General features: G+C 45.7%; 4 protein-coding genes. 1 reads left to right on the top strand and 3 read right to left on the bottom strand.

Annotated elements, in window-relative coordinates; translation table 11 throughout:
* Positions 1-31 precede the first annotated feature (31 nt).
* Genes D9T21_RS14915 through D9T21_RS14905 form a run of 3 tightly spaced genes read right to left on the bottom strand, consistent with a single transcriptional unit; the run spans position 32 to position 1694 of the window.
* Positions 32-1243, bottom strand: a complete 1212-nt coding sequence (locus tag D9T21_RS14915; protein ID WP_123323316.1) for an IS256 family transposase — start codon at positions 1241-1243, stop codon at positions 32-34.
* 59 nt (positions 1244-1302) lie between these two features.
* A complete protein-coding gene (locus tag D9T21_RS14910; protein WP_123325743.1) occupies positions 1303-1521 on the bottom strand; it encodes a hypothetical protein in 219 nt (72 codons plus the stop codon).
* On the bottom strand, positions 1515-1694 hold the full coding sequence (locus tag D9T21_RS14905; protein ID WP_123325742.1) for a hypothetical protein: 180 nt from the start codon (positions 1692-1694) through the stop codon (positions 1515-1517). Before D9T21_RS14905 ends, D9T21_RS14910 begins: the two co-directional genes overlap by 7 nt.
* Before the next feature lie 306 nt (positions 1695-2000).
* Between D9T21_RS14905 and D9T21_RS14900 the strand changes: the two genes are divergently transcribed.
* Positions 2001-2600, top strand: coding sequence for a cupin domain-containing protein (locus tag D9T21_RS14900; protein WP_123325741.1), 600 nt, complete (start codon positions 2001-2003; stop codon positions 2598-2600).
* The last annotated feature ends 70 nt before the right edge of the window (positions 2601-2670 follow it).

Genomic DNA, 2670 nt, shown 5'->3' with positions numbered 1-2670 from the left:
GAGCCTGTAACAGATTCTGTGTAACTGCCATTTAGTTAATGTGTCTTTCGAGGCGTTCCTCGAACTCGATAATAAAACGACTCATAGCCTGACGCCAGTTTTGAATGGGCATTGTCCATTTTTTGCTGGCATCTTGAATCGCTAAGTAAACCATCTTTCTTGCTGCATCGTCACTGGGGAAGATTTTCCGCTTTTTGATAGCCTTTCTGATGACACTGTTGAGCGACTCAATGGCGTTGGTGGTGTAAATCGCTTTACGGATATCTTCAGGGTAACTGAACAACGTATTAAGGTTCTGCCAGTGGTTACGCCATGATTTAGAGATTTGTGGGTACTGGCCATCCCAGATTTCACTGAAGCGTTCCAGTTCGAGCAAGGCTTCGTCTTCAGTCGCTGAGCGGTAAACCCGCTTTAAATCCGTCGTGACGGCCTTGTAGTCTTTCCATGATACGTATTTGAGTGAGTTGCGCACCATGTGCACGATACATAGCTGGATGTGTGTCTGAGGGAAAACGGTGTTGATAGCATCAGGGAAGCCTTTCAGGCCATCCACACAGGCGATAAGAATATCTTCGACGCCACGCTGCTGAAGCTCAGTCAGCACACTCAACCAGAACTTAGCGCCTTCATTCTCAGCAATCCACATCCCCATCAGTTCTTTGTGACCTTCGGTGTTGATACCCAGAGCCAGGAAGATAGATTTATTGATGACCCGTTTATCCTGACGAATCTTCACTACGATGCAGTCCAGGTAAACAATCGGGTAGACGGCATCTAAAGGGCGAGATTGCCATTCAATCACCTGCTCAATAACGGCATTGGTGACACGAGAAACGAGCGTGGGCGATATCTCTGCGCCATACCATTCCTCAAAGGCATTGACGATGTCACGGGTGCTCATGCCCTGTGAATACAGCCAGAGGATTTTATCGTCCATGGAGGTGAAACGGGTTTGGTGCTTTTTGACAAGTTTGGGTTCAAAGGAGCCTTCACGGTCGCGAGGCGTATCGAGTTTAAACTCGCCGTCTTCGGTTTTGACCCGTTTACTGCTCTTGCCGTTACGGGTATTGGTAGACGTGGACTGTTGGTGTTTCTCGTAGCCAAGATGCTCATCCATCTCCGCGTTCAATGCCGCTTCAACAGTAATTTTCTTCAGCATCTGGCTAAACTCGTTCAAGTCCTCAGGTGTTTTAATCCCTTTGGCTGCTTCCCTTGCGAAAGCTTCAAGCTCTTTCTTATTCATGTTCATCTGCCTATCCTTAACTCTTAATAGAGTATGTTGAGATAGGCAGTTACACAAAATTAGTTACAGTCTCGTGGATCGCTTTGGTTTTCTAGAAACTCATCTAGCCCTCCGTTACTCCCCAGGTCGTGAAGTACTTTTGACTCTTTACTATAGGCATCTTCAGCTACGGCGCTGCCAATTGCCTCGCCAATCATTTTCCAAAAGTCATCCCAGGAACCTGCACCTTGCACGTCTTTAAAATTTGCTCTGCTTAATTCCATCATTTTATTTACCATCCATTTTGTTCTTTTGCTTGCTCTTTAGCTTCGCTAAAGCCTTCTTCCATACCTTCTTTAACATTCATAGCTGCGTCAGTAGCGGCTATAGTTAATCCTATTGTGGTCCATAATACCCCCCATAAAATCCCACCGCTGATTTTTTCCGTCTCAAATATATCTAATTGGCGCATAGATTTGCTCCTGATGGTTAAATTTCAAATTGCATTTCACTATAAAACGCTTCATTTGGTTTAAGAGGGATTTCCAATAGAACCATTAACTCGAGAAACAGAAAAATACCGACAATGATTGTAAAGATCCCTCGAGTATTAGCTTGCCTTTAAGCATAGATATAAAAAACTGTACACAATACTAGAACTTATTTTACAAGCGCCAAATGAGGTTTGCTTCTCACTTAGTGCATCTCCCGAACGCTAAAAACTTGTTATTTGGAATTATCTGCTCATACTTTGTACAACTAATAACAAGGAGTATCTATGAAAAAGGTAACACTTGGTGCAGTGGCAGGCGTATCAGCTTTATTGGCTTCTCCACTCTTTGCACATCAACATGAATCAACGCACGGTGAATACCACGCTTCTTTTACTAAGCTTGGTGAGGGTAAACCCATAATGTATACCGGCAGGCCAATCTATCAGCATGTTAAAGCGGGTGATTTACCTTCCGAAATCGGCCTTTTCGAGGAAATATTACCGGCAAAGTCACTCGGCGCTCCGCCCCATACCCACACCAATGAAGATGAAATATTTATCGTATTAGACGGAACGGTACATTTTCTGAATGGGACCGATGAGGTGGTTGCCGAGCCTGGCACTGTAGCTTCATTGCCGCGCAACAATCAACATGGTTTCTGGAACCCCTACGATGAGCCTGCTCAATTACTGGTATTGGTTGCCCCCGGCCACTTTCAGGAGTTCTTTGGTGCCGTAGAGGCTGCAGTGAAAGAGTCTGGCGCGAAGTCTCCCCAGGACATCGGCGCTATTATTGGTCAGGAAGCAGCTAAGAAAGGGGTGATGATAGATATGTCTGCCCTGCCACCTTCAGCACTGGCTTTATTGCCGCCTCCATCTCAATAAATACATCCACAGCGTCATCCCCGAACCGACTACGTCGTCCCGGAAGCTCGCAGAGCTATCCGGGGATCTC

Source organism: Marisediminitalea oceani, assembly GCF_003731635.1.
GTDB lineage: Bacteria > Pseudomonadota > Gammaproteobacteria > Enterobacterales > Alteromonadaceae > Alteromonas > Alteromonas oceani.
Note: the sequence above shows the minus strand (reverse complement) of the source record. Positions and strands in the feature narration are given on the sequence as shown.